Source organism: Streptomyces sp. NPDC017991, from assembly GCF_044328075.1.
Lineage (GTDB): Bacteria > Actinomycetota > Actinomycetes > Streptomycetales > Streptomycetaceae > Streptomyces.
On the sequence record NZ_JBIRGP010000004.1, the window covers coordinates 765813 to 792137 of the forward strand.

Below are 26325 nucleotides of genomic sequence, written 5' to 3' on the forward strand. Positions count from 1 at the left end.
CTCCTCAAACGCCGGAGGGGCTGGACAGGGGCGCCGGAGGGGGTGGATGCGCGGGCGTCGAGTCCACGGCCAGCCTGAAAACAGGGGCGCAGCCCCGTTTTCAGGGGCGCGGGGAACTGCGCGATCAGCCCCCACCGGCCCGCAGCCGCAGCCGCAGCCGGAGCCGCAGCCGGAGCCAGACCACCCCCCTCCAGCCCGTCCGGCGCGTGAGGACAAAGGGGGCCGGGGGCGGCAGCCCCGGGGCAGGTCACTCCGGCAGCATTGGGTAACTGCCCGTGTTCGTCGGCGCATGCTCCGGCAGCCACAGCACCGCCACCGCCCCCTCCGCAGGAACCCCCTCCGCCGCCCCCACCGCCCGCACATTGCGGAAAGTGAGCCGCGCCCCCAGCACCCGCGCCTGCCCCGCCGCGATGGTGAGTCCCAGGCCGTGCCCGTGCCCCGCCCGGTCACTGCTGCCGGTGCGGAAGCGGCTGGGGCCGTCGGCGAGCAGTGCGTCGGGGAAGCCGGGGCCGTGGTCGCGGACCCGGATGACCCGTCCCTCGACGGTGACCTCGATAGGCGGCTTGCCGTGCTTGGCGGCGTTGACCAGCAGGTTGATGAGGACCCGCTCCAGGCGGCGCGGGTCGGTGGTGACCGCCGACTCGTGGACCACCCGGACGACGATCCCGGGGTCCCGCGCGATCACCCGCCGGGTCACGAACTCGCCCAGCAGGATGTCCTGCAACTCGGCCCGCTCGTTCGCGCTGTCCAGCCGGGCCACCTCCAGCACGTCCTCGACCAGCTGACGCATCGCCTGCGCCCGGTCCCGTACGAGTTCCGTCGGGCGCCCCGGCGGCAGCAGCTCGGCCGCGGTGAGCAGCCCGGTCACCGGCGTGCGCAGCTCGTGCGCGATGTCGGCGGTCACCCGCCGCTCGGCCTCGATGCGCTGCTGCAACGCGTCCGCCATCGCGTCCACGGCCCGCGCGAGGTCGTCGGTCTCGTCGCGCACGACCCCGCCGATGGAGTCCCGTACGCGCACATCCGGTTCGCCCTGTGCGACGCGGCGGGCCGCCGTGGCCGCCTTGCGCAGCCGCCGCGAGAGCTGGCCGCCGATGAGCACGCCGAGCGCGCAGCCGCCGAAGACGACCGCGATCGAACCGATGAGCAGCGCCTCGTCGAGATCCTTCAGGACGGTCGTGCTGCGGTCGGTGAAGTTCGTGTGCAGCGACAGGATGCGGCCGTCCTTGAGCGGAACGGCCGCCCAGATGTCGGGCACGCCGTCGGAGTGCTCCGTCACATAGGTCGCCCGGCGCCCGGCCGTCGCCTTCGCCAGCAGGTCCTTCGGCAGGGCGGGGTCGTCGATCCTGACGCCGGGGAAGTTCGGCCGCCCGGACGCCTCGTAGTTGCGCTGCGCGATCTGGACGCGCTCGTCGGCGAGGTCGCGCGCGTTGTCGAGCATCGAGACCCGGGCGGCGTTGTGCACGACCAGGCTCAGCGCGACGGCCACCAGCGCTCCGACCGCCGCGATGGCGGCGCTCAGCTTCCATCTGATCCCCGTACGCGGCATCAGGCGCCCGAGTCTCTCGCGCCGCCCGGCCGCACCGGCCCGAACGACGCGCCCGGCCCGGACGACCCGCCCGTGTCCCTCTCCGTCCGCGCCCCGCCCACCGTGCCCACGCGTACGGCCCTGCCCGCGCCCGTTCCCGTCATCGCCGAACCCACCTTGCCCGTCGGCCGGATCGCCGCTCGTCCCCCGCATCGTCCGCTCCGCTCAGGCCTTCAACTTGTAGCCGAAGCCGCGGACCGTCTCGATCCGGTCCTGGCCGATCTTCGTGCGCAGCCGCTGCACATGGACGTCCACGACCCGGGTGTCACCGCCCCAGCCGTAGTCCCACACCCGCTCCAGAAGCTTGTCGCGCGACAGGACCGTACCGGGCGAGGACGAGAACTCCAGCAGCAGCCGCATCTCGGTGGGCGTCAGTGACACCGGGGCACCGCCCCTGCGCACCTCCATGCCCTCCGTGTCGATCTCCAGCTCGCCGGAACCGGAGCCCGTGCCGAAGGTCAGCACACCCCCGCCGTGCTCGGCCGACGTACCGTCGCTCCCGTCGGCGGAGCGCGGCCCGCTCGCGTGTCCGAAGCGCCGCAGCACCGCCCGGATGCGTGCGACCAGCACGGCCCCGTCGAAGGGCTTGGTCACGTAGTCGTCGGCGCCCGCCTCCAGGCCCAGGACGACGTCGATGGAGTCGGCGCGGGCCGACAGCATGATCACGGGGACGGTCGACTCGTCGCGGATCCGGCGGCACAGCGACACCCCGTCGAGGCCCGGCACCATCACGTCGAGGAGCGCGATGTCGGGCCGGTTCGCGCGGAACGCCTCCAGCCCCGACAGCCCGTCGGGCATGGCGGTGACCACGAAGCCGTCGCGTTCCAGCGCGAGTTGGGTGGCCTCGCGGATGACGTCGTCGTCCTCGACGAACAGGACATGGGTCTGCTCTGCCATCCGGGTGCTCTCGTTTTCTCGGTCTGTCGGGCCATTGCTCGTGCTTGCTTCTGTTTCTGCTTCTGCTTGTGCGATGACGCGATCGCGCGGTGCGGGACTACTGGTCGGTGGGGGCCGCCGACTCGCCGCCCACCACCTTGCTGTAGTCGTTGTGCGTCCTGGCCCGCTCGGTGAAGCGGGTCGCCGTCCAGTGGTACGTGATCACTTCCTCGCCGGACGGATACGTCACCGAGTCGTCCTTCTCGTACACCTGCTGGGTGATCACCAGGTCGCCCCGGTCGATCTCCGCGTACACGGGGGGTTCCTCGGCGCGGAAGACGTTCTTGTACTCGTCGCCCTGCTCGCGGTACACGTACGAGCCGACGCCGACCGCGTCCCCGCAGGTCATCACGTTGATCACGACGTCGGCCGCGGAACCGCCGGTGAGGTTGCCGTACGACACGTCGACCGGGTACTCGTCGCCGACACACGGCTTCAGGTCGCGCTTGACCGCCGTACTGACCCCGGGATCGGCCCTGACGAGACGTACCGCGTCCACCCGGTCGGGAGTGGCCGGAGTCGGGGCCGAGACGGAGGGGGTCACGTCCCGGGCGCTCCCGGCGGCCGAGTCGGAGAGGGCCGGGCCCTCGTCCCGGGCGCCGGTGCCACCCGTACCGCAGGCGGACACGGAAAGGCCGAGGGCGGCGAGTCCGGCCGCTGCCGTGACCACCGCCTTCCGGACCTCACGGGCCCGTGGAGCCGCTGGGTCTAGGCCGCGCAACGCTCCCGCTCCTCACGCCCCGGCACGCGTACACCGAGCTTGCCGTTCCGGTCGTTGTCCCGGCCGTTGTTCCGGTCGTTGTTTCCGTCGCTGATCACTTCGCTGTGCACGTCGTTCTCGTCACGGGCCCGGCGCTCCAGCTCCTCGCGGAGCCGGGCGAGTGCCCGGTGCAGTGTGCTCTTGACCGTGCCGGCCGACATACCGAGGGCGGCGGCCGTCTCCTCCGTGGACATCTGCTCCCAGTGTCGCAGCACGACGACGCTGCGCTGCTTGGGAGCCAGCACCTTCATGATGTCCATCAGGAGTGCGCGGTCCGCGTGCTGCTCGGTGGAGTCGTCCACGCTCGCGTCCGGCAGCTGCTCGGTGGGGACCTCCTCCAGCTTGCGGGCCCGCCACCACTCCGTACGCGTGTTGATCATGACGCGGCGCAGATAGGCGTCGGCGAGGCGCTTGTCCGCGATGCCGTCCCAGCGTCCGTACGTCCGTACCAGCGCGGTCTGCAGGAGGTCCTGGGCGTCGACGGGGTCGGGGACCAGGCGGCGTGCGCTGCGCAGCAACGCGTCCTGCCGAGTGCGTACGTACTCCTCGAATTCGAGCACCTCGCCGTGCGCCATTTCAACCGCCTCCGTCCCCGTTCCGGCCTGGTTGCTGCCGGGTGTCCGTTGCCTGCCGTACCGCTGGTCCGCGGTACGGCACTGAAGTTACGGAGCTGTTGTCACGGGGTTGTCCGAGCGAGCATGCGACAAGCGCTCGGCTGTCCATAGGTTGTGTAACGGAAGTAGGGCCCGGGTAAGACGAGGTGTCGACTGGGACGGGTACGGGGCGTTTTGCCCGCCGCGACTCTGTTACCGGGCTCGGTGAAGCCTGTGGGTCAGCTCTGCGGGAGCCGGTACAGAGCGCCGGCGAGCGGTTCGACGAGTCCGTCGGCGACCAGTCCGTCCAGGGCGCGGGCCCGTTGCACCGGTTCGTCCCAGACACGGTCGAGGGCCGACTGGGGGACGGGGGTGACCGCCTCGCGCAGCACGGCGAGCAGCCGGCCGCGCACCTGCCGGTCCGTACCCGCGTAGGTCTGCCCGCGCCGCGGCGGTCCCTCGTACGCGGGCTTCCCGGCCAGCCGCCAGGTGCACAGGGCGGCGATCGGGCAGCGTACGCACGTCTCGTTCTTCGCCGTGCAGACGACGGCGCCGAGCTCCATGGACGCGGCGGCCCAGAGCGCGGCCGTGCGCTCGTCGTCGGGCAGGAGCGTGCGGGCGAGCTTTCGTTCGGCGGCGGTCGTGGCGTTCGGCGGGTACTGGGTCCCGGTGACGGCCCGCGCGAACACGCGCCGCACGTTCGTGTCGAGGACGGCGTGCCGCTGCCCGTACGCGAACGAGGCCACCGCCGCGGCCGTGTACTCGCCGATGCCGGGCAGCGCGAGCAGCTGCGCGTGCTCCGTGGGTACGTCGCCGTCGTGCCGCTCCGTTATGGCGACCGCGGCGCCGTGCAGGCGCAGGGCGCGGCGGGGGTAGCCGAGGCGGCCCCAGGCGCGGACGGCCTCGCCCGGCGTGTCCTCGGCGAGATCGGCGGGCCGCGGCCAGCGGGCCATCCACTGCTCGTAGACGGGGAGCACGCGGCTCACCGGTGTCTGCTGCAGCATGAACTCGCTGACCATCACCCCCCACGGGCCCGCGTCGGGCCGCCGCCACGGGAGGTCGCGAGCGTTCTCCTCGAACCAGTCGATGACGGGGGCGTGCAGGTCGTCGCCGACGGATTCGGGTGTGTCGGCCTGGGCGGGGATCGTGGGTTTCGTGGGCGCAGTCATGGCACGGCCGATTGTTCCATGCGGTGGCGCGTGTGGGGGTTTGGGCGGGGTGCCTCGTGTGTTGTCCGCGGGTCGGTGGGGGCGTGTCGCGCGGTTCCCCGCGCCCCTGAGACCGCTCCCCGGGGTCGTCCCGGGCTGATGATCGGAAAAAGTTGGGGCCGTTGACGGCGGGTGGGGACAGTGAACTCCCCGATCTCTCGTACAGTTTGCGCCGTGGGATCTCTGCGCAATCCGGTCGGGCCGCTTCCCTCCTCCATCTACTGGCGACGGAGGGCCATTCTGGCGTCCATGTTCGCCGTGATGGCCCTGTTGGTCACCTGGGTGGTGACCTCCGACGGCGGAGGCGGAGGCAATCACGACGCCGACGGGTCCAACGGCAAGAACCCCACCGCGTCGATCACGCCCGGCCCCTCGGACTCGGAGTCCGCGATCAGCCAAGCGCCGGGCGGGCGCGACGAGTCGAGCGACGGCGGCTCCGAAGGTTCGGGAGGCTCGGAGGGCTCCGGCGGGTCGGGCGGGTCGGGTGGTTCCGCCGCGGGCGGGGCCGGTTCGGGTTCGGGCTCCGGTTCCGGCGGTGGCGGCGCGGACGACGGCGAGGGTGGCGGTGGCTCGGGCGACACGGTTCCGGCCGGCTCCAGCCTTCCCAACTGCACGCCCGACTCGGTGAAGTTGACGCTGCGCAGTGTTCACAACTCGTACACGCCCGACGAGAAGCCCACCTTCGAACTCCTCGCGAAGAACTCCTCGGGCAGCGACTGCAAGCTCGATCTCGGTCCGAAGAGCGCGGTACTGACGATCACTCAGGCGAAGGGCGACGACGAGATCTGGTCCTCGGCGGACTGCCCGACGGGTGCGGCGAGCGTCCTGTTCCGCATCCCGGCGAACGACCAGGTCATCCGCACGGTCGAATGGAACCGCAAGGCGAGCGCGCCGCAGTGCGCGACTCCGCCGGCCCTCTCGGCCGGCCCCGGCACGTACTTGGTCGAAGCGAAGCCCGCGGGCCTTCCGAAGTCCCAGACCTCCTTCGTCCTGAAGAAGGACTGACAACGAACCGTCTGCGCTCGGCTTTCGGGTGCGGGTCCGGTGGGGGCTTGTCGCGCAGTTCCTCGCGCCCCTAAGACGGCGGGGTGCGGGGCAGCGACGCCATCGCACGTCGGCCCCGTGCTTTTTGCTTTCAGGGGCGCGGGGAGCGGCGCGAGTGGCCCCCACCGGCCGGTACCCGACGAACTACCGTCTGCGCTCGGCTTTGGGGTGCGGGCCCGGTGGGGGTCGTTCGCGCCGTTCCCCGCGCCCCTAGAGGCAGGGGGTCGGCGTATGGACGCCGTCCTTTGGGGGCGCGGGGAACTGCGCGACAAGCCCCCGCCGGGCCCGCACCCGGCAGCCGACCCCAGCCCCTGAGGGGCAACGTCAAACCGCCGGACGGCTACACGTATCGCTCAAGGATCGACGACTCCGCCAACCGCGAAAGCCCCTCCCGAACGCTCCGCGCCCGCGCCTCCCCGACCCCGTCCACGGTCTGCAGGTCGTCCACGCTCGCGGCGAGCAGCTTCTGCAGCCCGCCGAAGTGCTCGACCAGCCGGTCGATGATCGCGCCGGGCAGCCGCGGCACCTTCGCCAGCAGCCGGAACCCGCGCGGCGACACCGCGGAGTCGAGCGCCTCGGGCGACCCGGTGTACCCCAACGCCCGCGCCACGGTAGGCATTTCGAGCAGCTCGGCATGACTGAGCGCGTTCAGCTCGAACAGCGCCTCATCCACCGTGCGGGACCGCTTCGCCGTCGGCTCGGGCACATAGTCCCGCACGACGAGCTCCCGCTCGGGCTCGACCCCGGCGATCAGCTCGTCCAGCTGAAGGGAGAGCAACCGCCCGTCCGTACCCAGCTCCACCACGTACTCGGCGATCTCCGTGGCGATCCGGCGCACCATCTCCAGACGCTGCGCCACCGCCGACACGTCCCGGACGGTGACCAGGTCCTCGATCTCCAGCGCGGACAGCGTGCCCGCGACCTCGTCGAGCCGGAGCTTGTACCGCTCCAGCGTGGCCAGCGCCTGGTTCGCGCGGGAGAGGATCGCGGCCGAGTCCTCCAGGACCCGCCGCTGCCCGTCCACGTACAGCGCGATCAGGCGCATGGACTGGGAGACGGAGACGACGGGGAAACCGACCTGCTTGCTCACCCGGTCCGCCGTGCGGTGCCGCGTGCCCGTCTCCTCGGTGGGAATGGTCGGGTCGGGGACCAGCTGCACGCCGGCCCGCAGGATCTTGGTGATGTCCTTGTCGACGATGATGCCGCCGTCGAGCTTGCACAGCTCGCGCAGCCGCGTCGCGGTGAACTCGACGTCCAGCACGAATCCACCACTGCACATCGCCTCGACGGTCTTGTCCCAGCCGAGCACGATGAGCCCGCCGGTGTTGCCGCGGAGGATGCGCTCCAGGCCGTCACGCAGCCCTGTGCCGGGTGCCACAGCGCTGAGAGCCGTGCGCATCAGGCCATCGGTGCCGGAACTCCCGCCGGTCTTGCCGGAAACTGCTGCCCGGTCGTTGGCTGCCACTGCACTCCTCCGGTCGCAGGCTTTTGAGGGCGCCCTCGGTTCGTACGGACGGGCGAGACCTGGGCAAAGTCTACCGGCGCTCTTCCTCGTCCCGTGGGGCGTCTCGCCGACGCGACCTCGGGAGGACCCGGAGCGCGTCCCCCATGTCGGCGACTTCCAGGACCTTCATACCGGGAGGGATCTTGCCCGGGTCGCTCGGAACAAGGGCGTGGGTGAAGCCGAGACGGTGGGCCTCGGCGAGTCTGCGCTGAACGCCCGTGACCCGTCTGACCTCGCCCGCGAGCCCCACCTCACCGATCGCGACGAGGTTCTGCGGGAGCGGGGTGTCGCTCGCCGCACTGGCCAGCGCGAGCGCGATCGCGAGGTCCGCGGCGGGCTCGGACAGTTTCACGCCACCGACCGTCGCGGTGTAGATGTCCCGCTTTCCGAGGGCGCTGATCCGGCCGCGCTGCTCCAGGACGGCGAGCATCATCTGGACCCTGGAGGTCTCCAGACCGGAGGTCGTACGCCGCGGAGTGGGGATCTGGGTGTCCACGGTGAGCGCCTGCACCTCGGCCACCAGCGGGCGGCGGCCTTCGAGGGTGACGGTCAGACAGGTGCCGGGGACGGGCTCGGCCCGGCGCGTGAGGAACAGACCGGAGGGGTCGGTGAGCCCGGTGATCCCTTCGTCGTGCAGCTCGAAGCAGCCGACCTCGTCCGTGGTGCCGTACCGGTTCTTGACGCCTCGTACGAGTCGCAGGCGCGCGTGCCGGTCGCCCTCGAAGCTCAGGACGACGTCCACCAGGTGCTCCAGGAGACGCGGTCCCGCGATGGCGCCGTCCTTGGTGACATGGCCGACCAGGAGGGTGGCCATGCCGCGGTCCTTGGAGGCGCGGATCAGGGCCCCGGCCACCTCGCGGACCTGCGACATGCCTCCTGGGGCCCCGTCGATCTCCGGAGAGGCCACCGTCTGTACGGAGTCGACGATGAGCAGGGACGGCTTCACCGCGTCCAGGTGCCCGAGGACCGCCGACAGATCGGTCTCCGCCGCCAGGAAGAGGTTGTCGTCGATCGCCTTGATGCGGTCGGCGCGCAGCCGGACCTGGCTCGCCGACTCCTCACCCGTGATGTAGAGCGTGCGGTGCTCGTCGCTCGCCGCCTTCGCCGCCACGTCCAGCAGCAGCGTCGACTTGCCGACGCCCGGCTCGCCCGCCACGAGCACCACCGCGCCCGGTACGAGGCCGCCGCCGAGCACGCGGTCCAGCTCGGGCACACCGGTCGAGCGGGCGGTCGCCTGCCGGCCGTCGACCTGGCCGATGGGCAGCGCGTTCGTGGTGACGCGGCCGGGGGCCGTCGTACGCACCGCGGGCGCGCCGTACTCCTCGACCGTCCCCCAGGCCTGGCACTCGGAGCAGCGGCCGAGCCACTTGGCCGTCTGCCAGCCGCACTCGGTGCAGCGGTAGGACGGCCGGTCCTTCGCGGTCTTCGTACGGGCAGCCATGACACGAACCGTAACCGCCGCCACTGACAGAGCCGTGACGGCCTGTCGGCATCCACTGCCGATAACGGGGCACCCTTCGCAAACCGGCCGAGTTTCCGTATGGGTGCGACAGGGACACGACACGGAATACCGGGCTCCCGCCCTCATTTGAGGGATCGTTTCACCCGTATGGATTAAATGTGCTCAAGCAGGGAGAAGGGCCCGCCACAAGGCACCTACGGTCGCACGGGTGATGAGCAGCAGTCCCGAGACCTCGACCCGCACCACCGGCGCACACCGGGCGCACCGCGAGGCGCGCGACCGGGCAGCGGCGCGCACGGTGGCGCAGTGCCCGCCGTCCCGTTACGAGCCCTACCTGGACGGCCTGTTCACCTACTGCCTGTCCGTGCTGTGCGACCACGACACGGCGACCGCCGCCCTCGGCGACGTCCTCGCGGTCGCCGAGCGCCGCGGCCATCGTGGCCGCGAGACGCCCGACGACCGCAGGGCCTGGCTGTACGCGCTCGCCCGCTGGTCCTGCCTGCGCAAGCTCGCCGAGGCCAGGCAGCGGCGGCACGGTGCCCACGCGTCGGGCCGGTCCGAGGGCGGCGCCGCCGGCTCGGACGGCCGTTCCTCCGGCCCGCACGCGCAGGACCGGCCGAACCCGCGCGCGGAGGGTGGCACGGCCGGCCCTCATGCGGAGGCCCGGTCCAAGGGCGCCCATGCCGCCGCCCGCGGCACGTCTTCCGCGGGCCCGGGGCGTACGGGCGACCGCGCCGGCGAGCGGGCCGGCGGCCGGGCCGGCGAACGCGCCGGTGACCGCACCGGCGACCGAGGCGGCGAGCGCGTCAGCGGGCGCGTCGGTGAACGGGACAGCGACCGAGGCGGCGATCGCATCGCCGATCTCCTCTCCGACGCCGAGAAGGACCGGCGCCGGCGTGAACTCGCCCTGCTGGCCTGGCCCGAGGCCGCCGGAACGACGCCCGAGCAGCGTGAGGCGCTCGAACTCGCCGTGCGCCACCAGCTCGCCGCGCACGAGGTCGCCGCCGTCCTCGGCACCGACCCGGTGTCCGCCCGGGAGCTCCTCGCCGCGGGCGCCTGCGAGGTCGAGCGCACGCGCGCGGCCCTGGCCGTCGTCGAGACCGGTACCTGCCCGGGCGTGGCCCGGCTCACCGGCGACAACCACCTCGTCCTCGGCGCGGCCCTGCGCCGCGAACTGGTCCGACACGTCGACGACTGCCCGCGCTGCCGCCGGACCGCCGAGCGCGCGGGCCCCGGATCCTGGCCCGGCACCAGCGTCACGCCCGCCGCGCTGCCCGTACTCGAAGCCCCGCGCGCGGCCCTCCACAAGGCGATGACGCGTCTCCCACGCGCGCGTGGCGGCGGTCCGCGCTTCGACCGGCGCGGTTTTCCGATGGACCCCAAGGACCACGCGGCCCGCCGTGACCGGCTGCGCGCGCGTGCCGTCACGACCACGGTCGTCGCCACCGTCGTGGCGGCCCCCGTGCTCGCCCTGTGGGCGGCCTACCGGGGGGCGCCCCTCATCGGCGAGGGCACCGACGGCCGGCCGGTCACCGCGAACGAGGCGCAGGGCCCCGAGGAACTCGGCGACAAGGCACCCGGCTACGAGAACGCGGGCAACGCCAGGACGCGGCACGGCTCCCGCTTCACCCCACGCAGCGGCTCGTCCGACGTCTCCGTGGAGGTCGTCAGCGTGGCACCGGGGCAGCAGGGCGGGCTCTCCGTCGCGGCCCACTCCACCGGTGACACGACACTGATCACCCTCACGGCGACCGGCGGTTCAGCGGTCCGCTGGTCGGCGCGGACCGAGGCGTCCTGGCTCTACCTGAGCCAGTCGGCGGGGACGCTGGAACCGGGGGAGTCACTGACGATCAAGGTGTACGTCGATCATCTGCGTGAGCCGATCGGGGCGTGGAGCGCGCGGGTGGCGGTCGGGCCGGCGGGGGCGGTGGTCACGATCGGCGGTTACGGGACCGCGGGGCCCACGCGGCCGGGGCCGCGGCCGGATCCGTCTGTGCCGAGCGGGCCCGGGCCGTCGGATCCTGGACCGGGCCCCGGGCCCGGCCCTGGTCCCGGGCCTGGGCCATCGGATCCCGGGCCCGATCCCGAGCCGACGCCGTCCGGACCGGGGCCGTCCGATCCCGGGCCGGATCCGACGCCCAGTGGGCCGGGGCCGTCGGACCCGGAGCCGGAGCCTCCGCCGGAATCCTCCGGAGGTTCCGCGCCGGCGACCGGTGGCCCCGCTGGTGGCAGCGGTGAGCCACGTCCGTCGCAGAGTTGAACGCTTCCGCGGGTCCGGAGGCCGGCTGCGGGTCCGTTGTGGCCGGTCGCGCAGTTCCTCGCGCCCCTTGGGGGGTGTGGGCTTCGGGTCCGGAGGCCAGCTGCGGGTCCGTCGTGGCTGGTCGCGCAGTTCCCCGCGCCCCTTGCGGGGGGCGGGGGTTGTCCCTTACGGGAGGCGGGGTGGGTCCGCCGGGTGCGGGGCCAGGAGGGGGAGCTGGGAGGCCAGCCGTTCCTCGCACAGGTCCACCAGGCGGTCGTAACCCGACTTGCCCATCAGTTCGATCAGTTCCGGGCGGTACGAGACATAGACCGGGTCGCCCGCGCCGTGGGCGGACGTCGCCGACGTGCACCACCAGTGCAGGTCGTGCCCGCCCGGACCCCACCCGCGGCGGTCGTACTCGCCGATCGAGACCTGCAGCACCCGCGTGTCGTCGGGCCGGTCGATCCACTCGTACGTACGCCGCACCGGCAGCTGCCAGCAGACGTCCGGCTTGGTCTCCAGGGGCTCGCGGCCCTCCTTGACGGCCAGGATGTGCAGCGAACAGCCCATGCCACCGGCGAAACCGGGCCGGTTCTGGAAGATGCAGGACCCCTGGTACGGGCGCGTCTGCCGGTCCCCGTCCTCGTCCTGCGAGACCCAGCCGGTCACGGTCCCCACGTCGTGGTGCTGCCAGATCTCCGGAGTGAGCCTCGCCACGTGACCGGCCACGCGCTTCTCGTCGTCCTCGTCCGAGAAGTGCGCGCCCAGCGTGCAGCAGCCGTCGTCCGCCCGGCCCGCCTGGATCCCCTGGCAGCCGCTTCCGAAGATGCAGTTCCAGCGAGAGGTCAGCCATGTCAGATCGCAGCGGAAGATCTGCTCGTCGTCGGCCGGATCAGGGAACTCCACCCACGCACGCGCGAAGTCGAGCCCCTTCTCGTCGCCCTTCGGCACCTTTGGAGCCTTCGGGGCCTTCAGGGCCTCCTTCGGAGCCTTCGGAAGCTTTCCGGGCCTCTCCGCCCGCGCCGTCTTCTCGGTCGTCGTGGACCCGGACGTCTTCACCGGAAGCGAGTCGTCTGCGGACCCTGCGACGGAACCCTTGGCCGATTTGTCGCTCTTCGCCTTTTTCGTCTTTGGCACCAGTCCAGAGTAAGTCGCTCACGACCACTCTGGGGACGGCCGAGCGGCCCGGGCGCAGTAGCGTGCCGTACATGAGACTCGGTGTCCTGGACGTGGGTTCGAACACGGTGCACCTGCTGGTGGTGGACGCGCACCCCGGCGCGCGCCCGCTGCCCGCGCATTCGCACAAGGCGGAGCTGCGGCTCGCCCAACTTCTGGACGACAGCGGCGCGATCGACTCCGAGGGCGTCGACAAACTGGTCGCCGTCATCCAGGAGGCGCTGGAGGCCGCCGAGGACAAGGGCGTCGAGGATCTGCTGCCGTTCGCGACCTCCGCGGTGCGTGAGGCCAGCAACGCCGACGAGGTGCTGGCCCGGGTGCGTGAGGAGACCGGTGTGGAGCTCCAGGTCCTCACCGGCGCGGAGGAGGCCCGGCTCACCTTCCTCGCCGCCCGCCGCTGGTTCGGCTGGTCGGCCGGGAAACTGCTCGTCCTGGACATCGGCGGCGGGTCGCTGGAGATCGCGTACGGGATAGACGAGGAGCCCGACGCGACTGCCTCGCTGCCGCTGGGCGCGGGCCGGCTGACCGCGGGCTGGCTGCTGACCGACCCGGCGGACCCGGCGGACATAAAGGCCCTGCGCCGCCATGTGCGGGCCCAGATCGCCCGTACGGTCGGGGAGTTCAGCCGGTTCGGCGCCCCCGACCACGTGGTCGCCACCTCCAAGACCTTCAAGCAGCTCGCCCGGCTCGCGGGTGCCGCCCGCTCGGTCGACGGGCTGTACGTCCAGCGCGAGCTCAAGCGCCGGTCCCTGGAGGACTGGGTCCCGCGCCTGGCCGCCATGACGACCGCCGAACGCGCGGAACTCCCCGGAGTCTCTGAGGGCCGCGCCGGCCAGCTCCTCGCCGGCGCGATGGTGGCCGAGGGCGCGATGGACCTCTTCGGAGTGGAAACAGTGGACATCTGCCCCTGGGCACTCCGAGAGGGCGTAATCCTCCGCTCCCTGGACCAGATGCCCCCGACCCCCTAAGGGGCGCGAGGAACGGCGCGAGCAACCCTCCACGGCCGGCCACCCGACGTACGACCCCACCCCGGCCCCCACCCCGGCCCCCACCCCCGCGCCCACCCTCCCCCCCCTGAACCGACGGCCCCCGGCCAAACAACCCCGCCCCGCCACACCTGACGGACCCACCCCGTAACCTGTCCCCGTGGCAGAACCAGTCGTGCGCATCCCGGATGCGAAGGTCGCCCTGTCCACGGCCTCCGTCTATCCGGAGTCGACAGCGACGGCCTTCGAGATCGCCGCACGCCTCGGCTACGACGGCGTCGAGGTCATGGTGTGGACCGACCCGGTCAGCCAGGACATCGAAGCCCTGCGCCGCCTCAGCGACTACCACCGCATCCCGATCCTGGCCGTACACGCCCCCTGTCTGCTCATCACCCAGCGCGTCTGGTCCACCGACCCGTGGATCAAACTGCAGCGCGCCCGGGCGGCAGCCGAGAAGCTCGGGGCGAGCACGGTCGTCGTACACCCCCCGTTCCGCTGGCAGCGCCAGTACTCCCGTGACTTCGTCACCGGAATCTGGCAGATGGCCAACGAGACGGACGTACGATTCGCCGTCGAAAACATGTACCCCTGGCGCTACCGCGATCGCGAGATGCTCGCCTACGCACCCGACTGGGACGTGACGAAGGACGACTACCGGCACTTCACGATCGATCTGAGCCACACGGCGACGGCCCGCACGGACGCGCTCCAGATGATCGACCGCATGAGCGACCGCCTCGGCCATGTCCACCTCGCCGACGGCAGCGGCTCCATCAAGGACGAGCACCTGGTCCCCGGCCGCGGCACCCAGCCCTGCGCCGAGCTGCTCGAACGCCTCGCCCTGTCCGGCTACGACGGCCACGTCGTCATCGAGGTCAACACCCGCCGGGCCATGTCGAGCGCCGAGCGCGAGGCCGACCTGGCGGAAGCCCTCGCCTTCACCCGCCTTCACCTGGCCTCGGCGGCCCGGGTCCCGCGTTCATGACCGCCGCGGCACCGCGCAGGCGGGGACGCCCCTCCCGTACGGACTCGCAGGACACCCCCGCGGCCCGTGACCGCATCCTGGCCGCGGCCCGCGAGGAGTTCGCGGAACGGGGCTTCGAGAAGACCTCCATGCGCGCCATCGCGAAGGCGGCGGACGTGGACGCGGCGCTCGTACATCACTACTTCGGTACGAAGGAGCAGGTTTTCGAGGCGTCCATCGAGGTCGCCATCGGCCCCCTCCTCAGCGCGCCCGGCTCGATCGGCGAGGGCCCCCTCGACGGTGTGGGCGAACGGCTGGCCCGCTTCTTCTTCGGCGTCTGGGAGAACCCGGCCACCCGCAAGGCCCTGCTCGCGATCGTCCGCTCCGCCGTGAACAACGAGACCGCGGCAGGGGTCTTCCGCCGGCTGATCTCCACCCAGCTGCTGCGCCGCGTCGCCCTCCAGCTGGACCTCCCGGACGCCGAACTGCGCGCCGAACTGGCCGCCGCGCAACTCGTGGGCATCGCGATGCTGCGTTACGTGATCAAGGTGGAACCCCTCGCCTCCGCCGCCCCGGAACAGATCATCACCCGGGTCTCCCCGGTGATCCAGTCCCACCTGACAGCCCCGTGAACGCGGCGCACCTTTTCAGAGGGCGCTCAGCACGGATGCCCAGCAGGGGCGCCCGTCAGGGGCGCGGGGAACTGCGCGACCAGCCACATGCGCCCCGCACCCGAAACCTCCACGCCCAGCGCCCCGCCCCCGAACCGCAGCCCGCGCCGAGCGCCCCGCGCTCCCCCAAACCCCGAGACAGCAATCCCGCATACCGGACACCACGTCCGAACCCTGGATGCCCGGCGTACGCTCGACAGCAGTCAACACTCTCCGAAGGAGCGAGCGGCCATGCCCGAGCTGAGGTCCCGCACAGTCACCCACGGACGCAACATGGCGGGCGCCCGCGCCCTTATGCGCGCCTCCGGTGTACCGGGCGCGGACATCGGCCGTAAGCCGATCGTCGCGGTCGCCAACTCCTTCACGGAGTTCGTGCCCGGCCACACCCACCTCCAGCCGGTCGGCCGGATCGTGAGCGAGGCCATCACGGCCGCCGGCGGCATCCCGCGCGAGTTCAACACGATCGCCGTCGACGACGGCATCGCGATGGGCCACGGAGGCATGCTCTACAGCCTCCCCTCCCGCGACCTGATCGCGGACAGCGTGGAGTACATGGTGGAGGCCCACTGCGCCGACGCCCTGATCTGCATCTCGAACTGCGACAAGATCACGCCCGGCATGCTCATGGCGGCCCTGCGCCTGAACATCCCGACGGTCTTCGTCTCCGGCGGCCCCATGGAGTCCGGCCGCGCCACGCTGGTCGACGGCTCGGTCCGTACGCTCGACCTGGTCGACGCGATCTCCGACGCCGTGAACGACAAGATCTCGGACGAGGACATCCTCCGTATCGAGGAGAACGCCTGTCCGACCTGCGGTTCGTGTTCCGGCATGTTCACGGCCAACTCCATGAACTGCCTGACCGAGGCCATCGGCCTCTCCCTCCCCGGCAACGGCTCGGTCCTCGCCACGCACACGGCCCGCAAAGGCCTGTACGAGGACGCGGCGCGCACGGTCATGGACGTCACCCGGCGCTACTACGAGCAGGACGACGAGTCGGTCCTGCCGCGCAATGTGGCCACGCTCGCGGCCTTCGAGAACGCCATGGCCCTCGACATCGCCATGGGCGGCTCGACCAACACGATCCTGCACCTGCTGGCCGCCGCCGAGGAGGCGGGCGTCCCGTTCGGCCTGGACGAGATCAACGCGGTCTCGCGCCGCGTGCCGTGCCTCGCCAAGGTCGCCCCGAACGTGGCGAACGGCCGGACGTACTACATGGAGGACGTGCACCGGGCCGGCGGCATCCCCGCCCTGCTCGGCGAACTCCACCGCGCGGGCCTCCTGAACGAGGACGTGCACTCGGTGCACAGCCCGTCCCTCGCCGACTGGCTGAAGACCTGGGACGTCCGCGGCGGCTCCCCCTCCCCGAAGGCCGTGGAGCTGTGGTACGCGGCGCCCGGCGGCGTCCGCTCCTCCACGGCCTTCTCCCAGTCCGAGCGTTGGGCGGCCCTCGACGAGGACGCGGAGAACGGCTGCATCCACTCGGCGGAACACGCGTACTCCAAGGACGGCGGACTCGCGGTCCTGAAGGGCAACCTCGCCGTCGACGGCTGTGTCGTGAAAACCGCCGGCGTGGACGAGTCGATCTGGACCTTCGAGGGCCCGGCGGTCGTCTGCGAGTCGCAGGAGGAGGCCGTCGACAAGATCCTCAAGAAGGAGATCACGCACGGCGACGTCGTCGTCATCCGCTACGAGGGCCCCAGGGGCGGCCCCGGCATGCAGGAGATGCTCTACCCGACGTCGTTCCTGAAGGGCCGCGGCCTCGGCAAGACCTGCGCCCTGATCACCGACGGCCGCTTCTCCGGCGGCACCTCGGGCCTGTCCATCGGCCACGCCTCGCCCGAGGCGGCGTCCGGCGGCACGATCGCCCTCGTCCGGGACGGCGACCGCATCCGCATCGACATCCCGAACCGCAGCATCGAGCTGCTGGTCTCCGACGAGGAACTGGCCGAGCGCCGCGAGGCCCTCAAGGGCGTGTACGCCCCGGTCGCCCGCGAGCGCAAGGTCTCGGCCGCCCTGCGCGCGTACGCCGCGATGGCGACCAGCGCGGACAGGGGCGCGGTCCGGGACGTCTCGATGCTCGGCTAGCCCGACGACCTCTCGCTCTCTCCCGCCCGCTCCCGCACTTCCCGCGCATCCGAACCCGCCCGGTCCTCATCACCGGGCGGGTTCGCTGTTCACAGGACAGGCCCGCCGCCCTTGCGGCCCACCACTCGGCCCACCACTCGGTCGAGCACTCGGCTCACCAGTCGGCCGGCCTGCGGGCGTCCACGGCGAAGACGCTGCCGTCGGGCGCGCTCGCGTAGACCCGGTCGCCCACGACCATGGGCGCGAGCACCTCGGCCACGACCCGTTCGCCGTCGTCGCCGAGCCGGGTGGGGGTCTGGCCCACGAGTTCGCCGGTGCGGACATCGGCCGCGAGCAACCGGCCGTCAGGGGCGCTGACGTACACGTTCCGGTCGTCGGCGGTCGGCGCCGAGGCCCTGCTGACCGAGGTCTCACGATGCCAGCGCTGCTTGCCGGCCTCGATGTCGACGGCCACCAGCGCACCTCCCGCGGCCAGTAAGTAGACCGCGTCGCCGTGCAGGGCGGCCGAGGCCGACGGAAGCGGGAGATCGAGCGGAATCCGCTGTTCCTTTTCCCCGCCCGACGCGCCGCCCGATGTGCCGCCCGATGTGCCGTCCGACGCGCCGCCCGACACACTGTCCGACGCGCTGCCCGGCGTGTAGCCGACGATGCTCCGCGTCTCCTGGGACGCGTTCTTCGCGGTGAGCCAGAGGGTGCCCTTCCGCGTGCCGACCGGAGTGAGCAGCCCGTCGAGGCGGTGTCGCCAGCGCACGTCCCCGGTCCGTGGATCCACCGCGATCACCCGCGTGCCCGTACCGTCGGACGTCAGTGTCGTCGCGTACGCGAGTTCGCCGCCGAAGTACGCGAAGGCGGGCTGGGCCCCGTCGGCCGGGCGGCCGTGCCAGAGCCGCTCCCCGGTCTTCCCGTCGATGCCGGTGACCGTGCCGTCGCCCGAGGTCAGCAGAACGGTGTCGCCCGCGTACTGCGCACCGCCCCCGTACACCGAGGTGTTCAGCTTCCAGCGGGTCCTGCCCGTGCCGGGGTCGAGTGCGACCAACTGCCCGCCGTCCGCGGTCACCGCGTGCACGAGGCCCCCGGACAGGACGGGCGCGGAGACCGAGCTGTCCTCCCCGGTCTTCGCCGAACGCGTCCACCGCGCCTTTCCGTCCCGCGGACCGAGGGCGCCGGCGAGCACGCCGGGACCGGCACAGAGCAGGGTTCCATCGCCGTACGTGCACTTGGCCATGCCCTCCCGGCCCGTGCCCACCTTCGTGACCCACGGCCGGAACGCCTCACCGGCGGACCCGCCCGCGCCATCCGACGCGGAGCCCGGCCGCCGTCCGGAACCGTCGTCGCCCGGCAGGCCGGCCAGCAGCGCGCCACCGACCGCGAGCACGACCACGCCACCGAGCGCGACGGTCAGCAGGCCCCGGCGCCGGGAACGTACCGAGGACGAACCCGCACCCGCACCTGCACCCGCACCTGCACCCGTACCTGAATCCGAGTCGTGGGACCCGGCGTCGCCGCCACCACCCCGGCGGCTGCCGTCGCCGTCGGACCCCGTCGGCATACGCCGCTTGCCGCGCACGTGAGTCGTACGGTCGCGGGAGTCGGCCACGGCTCCCGCGGATCCCTCCGATCCCTCCGATGCCTCCGCCGGTCCCTCCGCCGGTCCCTCCGCCGTGCGCTGCGCCGGGATGAACGCCTGCGTGTCGTAGAGGGACGAGACATGCCGCAGTTCGGCCATGAGCTCGTCGGGTGTCGGCCGTTCGTCGGGTTCCTTGGCGAGGCAGCGGGCGATCAGCGGAGACAGGTCGTCGGGGACGTCCGTCAGATCCGGTTCGTCATGCACGACCTGGTAGGCCACGACATAGGGGCTGTCGGAGTCGAAGGGCCCGCGCCCGGTCGCCGCGTGCACCAGCACGGACCCGAGCGCGAAGATGTCGGCGGCCGGTCCCACCTCGCGCGGGCGGCGGAACTGCTCGGGAGCCATGAAGGGCGGAGTGCCGATCAACTTGCCGGTCTCCGTGCGCAGTTCGCTGTCCGACGGGCGCGAGATGCCGAAGTCGATGACCTTGGGGCCGTCCTCGGCGAGGAGGACGTTGCTCGGCTTGAGATCGCGGTGCACCACACCGGCACGGTGGATGTCGCGCAAGGCTTCGGCGAGCCCGGCCATCACCTGACGCAACTGCGCCGACGACAGGGAACCGTTCCGCTTCACATGCTCCGCGAGCGTCGGTCCCGGTATGAACAGAGTGGCCATCCAGGGCCGGTCCGCCTCGGGGTCTGCGTCCACGACCGGCGCGGTGAACGCACCGCTGACCCGCCGTGCCGCCGCCACCTCCTGCTTGAAACGCCCTCTGAACTCGGGGTCCCTGGCGAACTCGACGTTGATGACCTTCACCGCGAGCCGCAGTCCCGACGCCGAGCGGGCCAGATGGACCACGCCCATGCCGCCCGAGCCGAGGCGTGACTCAAGGCGGTACTGCCCTGCGTACTCGGGAAGTTCCGCTTCGGCATCCGATCCGGCGATGCGTCTTGGCGGCATCGTCCACCCCCGTGAATTGCGTACGCACGCGCGACGCACGGAGCCTAGTCGATGGTTCGTTCGAGGCCCACGCGGCTTGCTAGCCTCCGCGTGCACAAAACAAAGACAGTGTTTCGAGACACCACATTCGAGACAACGCGTGCACCACATCCAACGGGGAGACACACATGGCTGTTGAAGAAGTAAGAGAAGCCGAAGTGACCGAAGTGACCGAAGTGGCTGAGGCAGCTGAAGTGACCGAAGTGACCGAAGCGGCTGTGGAGACGGCGAGCGCCGAGGCAGCCGCGGCGGTCGCGGCACAGACGCTCTACTCGATCGCCCCCGGCTCCACCCTGAACGTCCGCAGCGGCCCCGGCACCCAGTACCGCCTGATCCGCACCCTGGCGCCGGGCGCCAGGGTCCCGATCTTCTGCCAGCGCCCGGGGGAGACGATCAGCGGCCCCTACGGGACGACGAAGATCTGGGACAACATCGAGGTCGGGGAGTACGTATCCGACGCGTACGTGCGCACGGGAAGCGACGGGTACGTGGCATCGCGCTGCGCCTGACGCCTGACGCCTGTACGCCTGTACGCCTGTTCGGATTATCGCCTCGGCCCGCGGGTCGGTGGGCCGAGGCGATAATCAAGCCGTGAGCGACACACCGGACACCATCTCCGCATCCGCAGGCCCCCGCCCCGAACCGATCCGCTTCTTCGCGGCGACCTGGGTGGACCACGACGGCGGTTACGCGGTCCGCCGCGTGGCCGTGACCGTCGGCTCGCTCGTCGCGATCGCGGGCAGTTGCCTGGTCCTGCGCTTCGCGTACGAGGGACTGGAGATCGCGGCCGTGGGCGGCTTCGTCACCGGGCTGGTCGCGGTGATGTTCGCCGTCTGCAGCGCGCTGGCGTTCCGCCACACCTGGGCGGGCTACACGAAACGTCCGGCCCCGGACAGCCAGTCCGCGCTGCGGGGCCTGCTGACGATCGGCTTCGTCGGCGCCCTCACCGCGTACTTCTTCCGCTCACTGACGGAAGCGCCGGGCGAAAGCCTCCACCGCGCCGAACACGAAACGGCATCCCACCGCAAGCACAACTAGCCCCATGGCGACCCGAGCCCCTGCCACGCCCTTTACCGGCTGTCTGCGGCTGGCCGGAGGCCGCCCGCGCACTTCCCCGCACCCCCCAAATCCGGGCCTACACCCCAGCTCCCACCCTCAGCCGCACACGAAACAAGGCGGCCACCCCCGAGCCCCTTAGGGGCGCGGGGAACGGCGCGGCCAACCCCCACCGATCCCGCACCCGAGTACCGGGCTGGGCCGCAGGCCCGCTCTTCGGGGGCGCGGGGAACGGCGCGAACAACCCCCACCGAACCCGCACCCGAGTACCGGGCTGGGCCGCAGGCCCGCTCTTCGGGGGCGCGGGGAACGGCGCGAACAACCCCCACCGATCCCGCACCCGAGTACGGGGTCGGGGCGCAGCCCCGCCCTTCAAGGGGCGCGAGGAACTGCGCGGCCAGCCACGATGGAGCCATGACCGCCAAAACCCCCTCCCACCCCAACTACGCCCTCTCCTTCAACACCGCCGCAGCCCAGTACGCGACCAACCGCCCCTCCTACCCCCCAACCCTCTTCGACACGATCGAGCGCACGGCCCCCCGCCCGCTCAAGCGCGCCCGCATCGCGGACGTAGGCGCGGGCACGGGCATAGCCACCACCCTCCTCCTCGCCCGAGGCGCCGACGTGGTCGCGGTCGAACCCGGCGACGGGATGGCGACCCAGTTCCGCCGCTCCCTCCCCGGCACCCCCGTCGTCCGGGGCGACGGCGACGCGCTGCCCCTCGCCACCGCCTCCGTCGACTTCGTCACCTACGCGCAGTCCTGGCACTGGACGGACCCCGCCCGCTCCCTCCCCGAAGCCATGCGCGTACTGCGCCCCGCCGGCGCCCTGGCCCTCTGGTGGAACAACCCCGCCCTCGACGTCCCCTGGCAGTCGGAGCAGAACCGGCGCGTGGAGGAGTTCATCGGCGGTGACGTCGCCGAGAAGCGCGGCTCCGGCCGCCGAGCCCGTACGGAGGACGTCTTCGCCCGCGCCCCGTACATGCCCGCGTGCACCCGCCACGAGATCCGCTGGAGCCGAACCGTCCCCCTGGACACCCACCTGGCCAACATCAGCAGCCACTCGGTCTTCCTGGTCCTGGGAGAAGAGGCGACGGCGACCTTCTTCGCCGAGGAGCGCGCCCACCTCCTGAAGACCTTCCCCGACGGCCAGGTGGAGGAGAGCTACGAGGTCGTCCTGATCGTCGCCCCGGCTGCTTGACGAGGTCCGCACCCAGGCGCATTATTCATCACATGATGAATAATGCGTCCGGCACCCCTGCCCCCACGCCATCACCCGCCGCCCCCACGCCATCACCCCCCGGCCCCCCGGCGGTCCACGCCGCCGGCCTCACCGTCGTCCGAGGCCCCCACCAGGTCCTGCGCGGACTCGACTTCGACGTCCCCCGCGGCCGGATCACCGGTCTGCTCGGCCCCTCCGGATGCGGCAAGTCCACCCTGATGAGGTCGATCGCCGGCACCCAGGCCAAGGTCACCGGCACCCTGGACGTCCTCGGCCTCCCCGCGGGCCACGCCGCCCTCCGCTCCCGCATCGGCTACGTCACCCAAGCCCCCTCCGTCTACGACGACCTGTCGGTCCGCCAGAACCTGGACTACTTCGCCGCGGTCCTCGACCCCGGACGCGCCGCCGCCGACCGCCGCCACGAGAACGTCGAGCACGCCATCTCCGACGTGGACCTCGCCTCCCACGCCGACGCCCTCGCGGGCAACCTCTCCGGAGGCCAGCGCAGCCGCGTCTCCCTCGCCGTGGCCCTCCTCGGCACCCCGGAACTCCTCGTCCTCGACGAACCCACGGTCGGCCTCGACCCCGTACTCCGCCGCGACCTGTGGCAGCTCTTCCACACCATCGCCGCCGACCGGGGCGCCACCCTCCTCGTCTCCTCCCACGTCATGGACGAGGCCGAACGCTGCCACCGCCTGCTCCTGATGCGCGAGGGCGAGATCCTCGCCGACGACACCCCGGACGCCCTGCGCGCCCGGACCGGCACCGACACCGTCGAGGCGGCCTTCCTCCACCTGGTCGACGAGGCGATCGCGGCCACCGCCGGCAACCAGCCCAACCAGCTTGGTCGGCCCGGCCGGCCCCGCAAGGAGTCCGTCCGATGACCACGACCGCCGCCCCGCGCACAAGCCCCGCCGCACACCCCGAGCCGCGCGCCATCAACCTCGCCCGCACCACCGCCACCGCGACCCGGGTCCTGCGCCAGCTCCGCCACGACCCGCGCACGATCGCGCTGATGATCCTCATCCCGTGCGTGATGCTCCTGCTGCTCCGCTACGTCTTCGACGGCAGCCCGCGCACCTTCGACTCCATCGGCGCCTCACTGCTCGGCATCTTCCCCCTCATCACGATGTTCCTGGTGACCTCCATCGCCACCCTCCGCGAACGCACCTCCGGCACCCTGGAACGCCTCCTCGCCATGCCCCTCGGCAAAGGCGACCTCATCGCCGGCTACGCCCTCGCCTTCGGGGCGATCGCCCTCGTCCAGTCCGTCCTCGCCACCGGTCTCGCCGTCTGGGCCCTCGGTCTCGACGTCACCGGCTCGGCCTGGCTGCTCCTCCTGGTCGCCCTTCTCGACGCCCTGCTCGGCACCGCCCTCGGCCTCTTCGTCTCGGCGTTCGCGTCCTCCGAGTTCCAGGCCGTCCAGTTCATGCCGGCGGTGATCTTCCCCCAACTCCTCCTCTGCGGCCTGTTCACCCCGCGCCCCGACATGCACCCCGTACTCGAAGGCATCTCCGACGTCCTGCCCATGTCGTACGCCGTCGACGGCATGAACGAAGTCCTGAAGCACACCGACGTCACCACCGCGTTCGTCCGCGACGCCCTGATCGTCGCGGCCTGCGCCCTCCTCGTACTGACACTCGGCGCGGCAACCCTCCGCCGCCGCACCCCCTGATCCCGGACAGCCCGACCCCGTACAGCCCCGGGGCCCGCCCGCGTCCCGCCCACCGGACAGCGCGGGCCACCCCCACACCCCGGTGCGAGGATGGGCCCCGGACGACGCACCCCCGGAGGGCAACCGAACATGACCCAGAAAGTCGCAGTGCTCGGCACCGGCAAGATCGGCGAGGCCCTGCTCAGCGGAATGATCCGAGCCGGCTGGGCCCCCGCCGACCTCCTGGTCACGGCCCGCCGCCCCGAGCGCGCCCAGGAACTCCAGGAACGCCACGGCGTCACGCCGGTCACCAACCAGGAGGCCGCCAAGACGGCGGACACGCTGATCCTCACGGTCAAGCCCCAGGACATGGGCACCCTCCTCGACGAACTCGCCCCGCACGTCCCCGCCGACCGCCTGGTCATCAGCGGCGCAGCGGGCATCCCCACCTCCTTCTTCGAGGAGCGCCTGGCCCAGCGCACCCCCGTCGTCCGTGTCATGACAAACACCCCCGCCCTCGTCGACGAGGCCATGTCCGTCATCTCCGCCGGCAGCCACGCCACCGCCGCTCACCTCGCGCACGCCGAGGAGATCTTCGGCGCCGTCGGCAAGACGCTCCGCGTCCCCGAGTCCCAACAGGACGCCTGCACCGCCCTCTCCGGCTCCGGCCCGGCGTACTTCTTCTACCTGGTCGAGGCCATGACCGACGCCGGCATCCTGCTCGGCCTGCCCCGCGACAAGGCGCACGACCTCATCGTCCAGTCCGCGATCGGCGCCGCCGTGATGCTCCGCGACAGCGGCGAGCACCCCGTGAAGCTCCGCGAGAACGTCACGTCCCCCGCGGGCACCACGATCAACGCCATCCGCGAACTGGAGAACCACGGTGTACGGGCCGCCCTCATCGCGGCCCTCGAAGCAGCCCGCGACCGCAGCCGCGCACTGGCCTCGGGCAACAGCTAGTAGCCACCGCGGCCCCCGGCTGCTCAGACCGCCGGCGGCAGCAACCCGATCGCCCGGTACGCCGCGTCCACCCTCGGCCGCGCCATCTCCCTGGCCCTCTCCGCACCCTCGCGCAACACCCCTTCCACGTACGCGGGATCGGCGCACAACTCCTTGTGCTTCTGCTGTACGGGCCTGAGGAGCTCCACCACGGCCTCGGCGGTGTCCTTCTTCAAAGATCCGTACGTCTCGTACGCACCGGCCAGGTCCTTCGGGTTCCCACCCTCACAGGCCGCGAGGATCTCCAGGAGATTCGAGACCCCGGGCCGGGCCTCCCGGTCGTGGACGACATCGCTTCCGCTGTCCGTCACGGCCCGCATGATCTTCTTCCGCACGGCCTCGGGCTCGTCGAGCAGATAGACGACTCCGGGCCCCACATCGTCGGACTTCCCCATCTTCGACGTGGGGTCCTGCAGGTTCATGACCCGGGCCGCCACCTCCGGATGCGTGGTCCGCGGCACCACGAACGTCCGCCCGTACCGCTGGTTGAACCGCACCGCGACATCCCGCGTCAGCTCCACGTGCTGGGTCTGGTCGTCCCCCACCGGCACCTCGTCGGTCCCGTACGCCAGGATGTCCGCCGCCATCAGCACGGGATACGTGAGCAGCGACAGCCGCACACTCCCGCCCCGCGCGCGCTCGGCCGCCGCCTTCTCCTTGTACTGGATCATCCGGCGCATCTCGCCGTCCGTGGCCACGCACTCCAGCAGATACGACAGCCGCGCGTGCTCATCCACATGACTCTGTACGAAGACGGTGCACAGCTGGGGATCGAGCCCCGCGGCCAGCAACAGGGTGGCCGCCTGCCGACTCAGTCTGCGCACCCGCCCGGGATCGTGGTCCACGGTCAGCGCGTGCAGGTCGACGACACAGAACAACGCGTCGGCCTCGTGCTGGTCGACCGCGCTCCAGCGCCGCATCGCCCCCAGGTAGTTGCCCAACGTCAGATGCCCGGTCGGCTTGATCCCGCTGAAGACCCGCTTCATCCCTCTACCTCCTGGTCGAGGCCGCCACCACCGCCGGCCGGCACTCCAGGAAGGAGATACAGAAACGGCCGCCGAGGAGGCGGCCGTTGAGTACACGCGTATGTACGGCCGCCGTCAGGCGGCCCACCACAGCTGGGTGCACGCGTACGTAGTCATGACACGGAGGGTACGCCTCGGGGGTGGTCCCCGTACCCGAGTTGACACACCCCTGCCCGCTACGTAGTGTTCTCCGAGTTGTCCGACGTGAGCGCCGACTTCGGTTGGTCCCCGGACAGCCATTCCGCAACAAGCACACAGCGATCGACGATCCGTCGTCGGTTCGCTTTCATGCGTGTTTGCGAAATGAGGAATCCGCGTTCGAGAGAGCGCGACCCCGATTAGCTCGGGGGCCAGGATTCCGCTAAAGTCTCACTCGTCGGAACGGCCCAACAGCCGGGAAGACAACCCCCACTTCGACTGGGAATCGGGCCTGAAAGGGTCTGGTAGAGTCGGAATCGCCGGAAAGGGAAACGCCAAAGCGAAAACCTGGAAAGCACCGAGGAAATCGGAACCGGAAACGGTCTGATAGAGTCGGAAACGCAAGACAGCAAGACCGAAGGGAAGCGCCCGGAGGAAAGCCCGAGAGGGTGA

General features: G+C 71.6%; 23 protein-coding genes. 12 read left to right on the forward strand and 11 right to left on the reverse strand.

The features are described from left to right. Positions 1 to 247: 247 nt before the first annotated feature. The 6 genes from cseC to ACH4DZ_RS16210 form a co-directional block, all read right to left on the reverse strand. Entirely contained in the window at positions 248 to 1546 is a 1299-nt protein-coding gene (cseC, locus tag ACH4DZ_RS16185) for a two-component system sensor histidine kinase CseC (protein WP_398287704.1), read from the reverse strand. Continuing rightward, positions 1546 to 1689, reverse strand: coding sequence for a hypothetical protein (locus ACH4DZ_RS16190; protein ID WP_398287705.1), 144 nt, complete (start codon positions 1687 to 1689; stop codon positions 1546 to 1548). Before ACH4DZ_RS16190 ends, cseC begins: the two co-directional genes overlap by 1 nt. A 61-nt stretch (positions 1690 to 1750) precedes the next feature. Then, complete coding sequence (cseB, locus tag ACH4DZ_RS16195) at positions 1751 to 2482, reverse strand: two-component system response regulator CseB (protein WP_398287706.1); 732 nt, start codon at positions 2480 to 2482, stop codon at positions 1751 to 1753. 97 nt (positions 2483 to 2579) lie between these two features. Then, positions 2580 to 3191 carry a hypothetical protein gene (locus ACH4DZ_RS16200; protein WP_398287707.1) on the reverse strand — a complete coding sequence of 204 codons (612 nt, stop codon included), beginning with the start codon at positions 3189 to 3191 and terminating at the stop codon, positions 2580 to 2582. Between the two features lie 38 nt (positions 3192 to 3229). Next, on the reverse strand, positions 3230 to 3856 hold the full coding sequence (locus tag ACH4DZ_RS16205) for a SigE family RNA polymerase sigma factor (RefSeq protein ID WP_398287708.1): 627 nt from the start codon (positions 3854 to 3856) through the stop codon (positions 3230 to 3232). 257 nt (positions 3857 to 4113) lie between these two features. Beyond that, a complete protein-coding gene (locus ACH4DZ_RS16210) occupies positions 4114 to 5043 on the reverse strand; it encodes an A/G-specific adenine glycosylase (protein WP_398287709.1) in 930 nt (309 codons plus the stop codon). A 213-nt stretch (positions 5044 to 5256) separates the two neighbouring features. On the opposite strand from ACH4DZ_RS16210, the gene ACH4DZ_RS16215 reads away from it, so the two are divergent. Next, entirely contained in the window at positions 5257 to 6087 is an 831-nt protein-coding gene (locus ACH4DZ_RS16215; protein ID WP_398287710.1) for a hypothetical protein, read from the forward strand. A gap of 379 nt (positions 6088 to 6466) precedes the next feature. Here the strand turns inward: ACH4DZ_RS16215 and disA are convergent, their stop codons facing one another. Both disA and radA read right to left on the reverse strand, forming a co-directional pair. Next, the gene (gene disA, locus ACH4DZ_RS16220; RefSeq protein WP_398287711.1) at positions 6467 to 7591 is read right to left on the reverse strand and encodes a DNA integrity scanning diadenylate cyclase DisA; all 1125 of its coding nucleotides are present in this window, start codon (positions 7589 to 7591) and stop codon (positions 6467 to 6469) included. Positions 7592 to 7661: 70 nt separating this feature from the next. Next, on the reverse strand, positions 7662 to 9071 hold the full coding sequence (gene radA / locus ACH4DZ_RS16225; protein ID WP_398287713.1) for a DNA repair protein RadA: 1410 nt from the start codon (positions 9069 to 9071) through the stop codon (positions 7662 to 7664). Positions 9072 to 9303: 232 nt separating this feature from the next. Here radA and ACH4DZ_RS16230 point away from each other — a divergent pair, with 232 nt between their 5' ends. Beyond that, the gene (locus ACH4DZ_RS16230) at positions 9304 to 11352 is read left to right on the forward strand and encodes a hypothetical protein (protein WP_398287714.1); all 2049 of its coding nucleotides are present in this window, start codon (positions 9304 to 9306) and stop codon (positions 11350 to 11352) included. Positions 11353 to 11517: 165 nt separating this feature from the next. Here ACH4DZ_RS16230 and ACH4DZ_RS16235 read toward each other — a convergent pair whose 3' ends face one another. Beyond that, positions 11518 to 12390 (reverse strand): hypothetical protein, encoded by an 873-nt coding sequence (locus ACH4DZ_RS16235; RefSeq protein WP_398287770.1) that lies wholly within the window; start codon positions 12388 to 12390, stop codon positions 11518 to 11520. A gap of 149 nt (positions 12391 to 12539) precedes the next feature. Between ACH4DZ_RS16235 and ACH4DZ_RS16240 the strand changes: the two genes are divergently transcribed. The 4 genes from ACH4DZ_RS16240 (at position 12540) to ilvD (ending at position 17213) form a co-directional block, all read left to right on the forward strand. After that, positions 12540 to 13475 carry a Ppx/GppA family phosphatase gene (locus ACH4DZ_RS16240; RefSeq protein WP_398287715.1) on the forward strand — a complete coding sequence of 312 codons (936 nt, stop codon included), beginning with the start codon at positions 12540 to 12542 and terminating at the stop codon, positions 13473 to 13475. 178 nt (positions 13476 to 13653) lie between these two features. After that, positions 13654 to 14478 carry a sugar phosphate isomerase/epimerase family protein gene (locus ACH4DZ_RS16245; RefSeq protein WP_398287716.1) on the forward strand — a complete coding sequence of 275 codons (825 nt, stop codon included), beginning with the start codon at positions 13654 to 13656 and terminating at the stop codon, positions 14476 to 14478. Next, positions 14475 to 15089, forward strand: a complete 615-nt coding sequence (locus ACH4DZ_RS16250; protein ID WP_398287717.1) for a TetR family transcriptional regulator — start codon at positions 14475 to 14477, stop codon at positions 15087 to 15089. The genes ACH4DZ_RS16245 and ACH4DZ_RS16250 overlap by 4 nt, the downstream gene beginning before the upstream one ends. Positions 15090 to 15359: 270 nt before the next feature. After that, complete coding sequence (gene ilvD / locus ACH4DZ_RS16255; RefSeq protein WP_398287718.1) at positions 15360 to 17213, forward strand: dihydroxy-acid dehydratase; 1854 nt, start codon at positions 15360 to 15362, stop codon at positions 17211 to 17213. A 154-nt stretch (positions 17214 to 17367) separates the two neighbouring features. On the opposite strand, the gene ACH4DZ_RS16260 is transcribed toward ilvD, so the two are convergent. Then, the gene (locus ACH4DZ_RS16260; RefSeq protein ID WP_398287719.1) at positions 17368 to 19740 is read right to left on the reverse strand and encodes a serine/threonine-protein kinase; all 2373 of its coding nucleotides are present in this window, start codon (positions 19738 to 19740) and stop codon (positions 17368 to 17370) included. A 167-nt stretch (positions 19741 to 19907) separates the two neighbouring features. Between ACH4DZ_RS16260 and ACH4DZ_RS16265 the strand changes: the two genes are divergently transcribed. The 6 genes from ACH4DZ_RS16265 (at position 19908) to proC (ending at position 24670) form a co-directional block, all read left to right on the forward strand. Beyond that, entirely contained in the window at positions 19908 to 20288 is a 381-nt protein-coding gene (locus tag ACH4DZ_RS16265; protein WP_398287720.1) for an SH3 domain-containing protein, read from the forward strand. Between the two features lie 82 nt (positions 20289 to 20370). After that, entirely contained in the window at positions 20371 to 20817 is a 447-nt protein-coding gene (locus ACH4DZ_RS16270) for an EamA/RhaT family transporter (protein WP_398287721.1), read from the forward strand. A 432-nt stretch (positions 20818 to 21249) separates the two neighbouring features. Further along, complete coding sequence (locus tag ACH4DZ_RS16275; RefSeq protein WP_398287722.1) at positions 21250 to 22035, forward strand: class I SAM-dependent methyltransferase; 786 nt, start codon at positions 21250 to 21252, stop codon at positions 22033 to 22035. 32 nt (positions 22036 to 22067) lie between these two features. Further along, positions 22068 to 22940: an ABC transporter ATP-binding protein gene (locus tag ACH4DZ_RS16280; RefSeq protein ID WP_398287723.1), complete on the forward strand. Its 873-nt coding sequence runs from the start codon at positions 22068 to 22070 to the stop codon at positions 22938 to 22940. Further along, on the forward strand, positions 22937 to 23731 hold the full coding sequence (locus ACH4DZ_RS16285) for an ABC transporter permease (protein WP_398287724.1): 795 nt from the start codon (positions 22937 to 22939) through the stop codon (positions 23729 to 23731). Before ACH4DZ_RS16280 ends, ACH4DZ_RS16285 begins: the two co-directional genes overlap by 4 nt. A 129-nt stretch (positions 23732 to 23860) precedes the next feature. Continuing rightward, entirely contained in the window at positions 23861 to 24670 is an 810-nt protein-coding gene (proC, locus tag ACH4DZ_RS16290) for a pyrroline-5-carboxylate reductase (RefSeq protein WP_210881848.1), read from the forward strand. A gap of 23 nt (positions 24671 to 24693) precedes the next feature. Here the strand turns inward: proC and trpS are convergent, their stop codons facing one another. Continuing rightward, positions 24694 to 25695, reverse strand: a complete 1002-nt coding sequence (gene trpS, locus ACH4DZ_RS16295; RefSeq protein ID WP_398287725.1) for a tryptophan--tRNA ligase — start codon at positions 25693 to 25695, stop codon at positions 24694 to 24696. Between the last annotated feature and the right edge of the window lie 630 nt (positions 25696 to 26325).